Origin of the sequence: Dactylosporangium sp. NPDC000244, from assembly GCF_040300725.1 — a bacterium.
Classification (GTDB): domain Bacteria; phylum Actinomycetota; class Actinomycetes; order Mycobacteriales; family Micromonosporaceae; genus Dactylosporangium.
On sequence record NZ_JBEPEH010000126.1, the window covers coordinates 1 to 1101 of the forward strand.

General features: G+C 35.9%; 2 protein-coding genes. Both read left to right on the forward strand.

Translation table 11 applies throughout. The features are described from left to right. Positions 1–435, forward strand: a 435-nt coding sequence (locus ABT369_RS57855) for a hypothetical protein (protein ID WP_502891972.1), incomplete at its 5' end; no start/stop codon positions are given. After that, positions 435–1025: a RepB-like protein gene (locus ABT369_RS57860; RefSeq protein ID WP_058212880.1), complete on the forward strand. Its 591-nt coding sequence runs from the start codon at positions 435–437 to the stop codon at positions 1023–1025. The genes ABT369_RS57855 and ABT369_RS57860, both read left to right, overlap by 1 nt. Positions 1026–1101: the final 76 nt, after the last annotated feature.

Consider the following 1101-nt stretch of genomic DNA (forward strand, 5'->3'; position numbering starts at 1 on the left):
AACGTGTCCTATGAGAAAGTCAAAAAAGGGCGGAGTATTGACTCTATTGTCTTTCATATCGAGAAAAAACGCATGGCAGACGATAACAGCTACAAGTTAGACGATAAAGTATATCAAGAGGGTAATAAAGTCAAAGAGGAAACCGAAGATAAGCTAGCTATTGAAGCAATGAAAAGCAAATACACCAAGCTATTGATTGAAAATTTTCTTTTGTCACCATTAGAAATGACAGATACGGCAACAATGGCAGGCTTACAGAAAAATGTGTACCCTCTCTATGACGAACTGAAAGACTTACGAGGTTTGAATGGTGTCAAAGACCACCTAAGTTATGTCTCTAGCAAGCGTGAAGAATATTCTAAACGCAATGTAGCGAAGTATCTGAAAAAAGCAATCGAGCAATATCTACCTACGGTTAAAAGGCAGGACTTATGATGAGTGAAAAGTTAAAGACAATCAAAGAGCTTGCGGATGAAATAGGTGTTTCAAAGCAAGCTGTATGGCAAAAAATAAAAAAAGAATCGTCAATAGATTTACGTCAATTTACGTCAAAAAAAGGAAATACCGTTTACGTTGACGTTGATGGTCAAAAAGTTATTAAGAATGCTTTTTTTAACAAAACGTCAACTAAAAAACGTCAACAAAAAGTTTTTGTTGACGACAACGTGGATAATTCAGTTGATGACAATCCAGAGGGGAATGAAGAGATTTTATTTTTAAGGAATCTAGTGTCCGAACTCCAATCAGAAAAAAAAGATCTTCATAAGCTATTAGACCAGCAACAACGTCTAGCCTTACAGGATAAAAAAGTACTAGAAGAGTATAAATCAGAAATCAATGAATTGAAAGCTCTTAAAATGCCTCAGGAGGATATGAAAGATGGCTCGTCGATAAGGGGTGAGGCGCAGGAAGAAATCAATGAATTGAAAGCTCAATTGAGGTTATCAGAAAAAGAACGAAACAAGGCAAAAGAAAAAGAGCCGGTAAAAACAGAATCTAAAAAATGGTGGAAACTATGGAAATGAGGGGGATCAAATGAGTCATTCGGAACAAATGATTGAAAACCAGTTCATACAGATCTTAAGTGAGAAAGAAAATCAG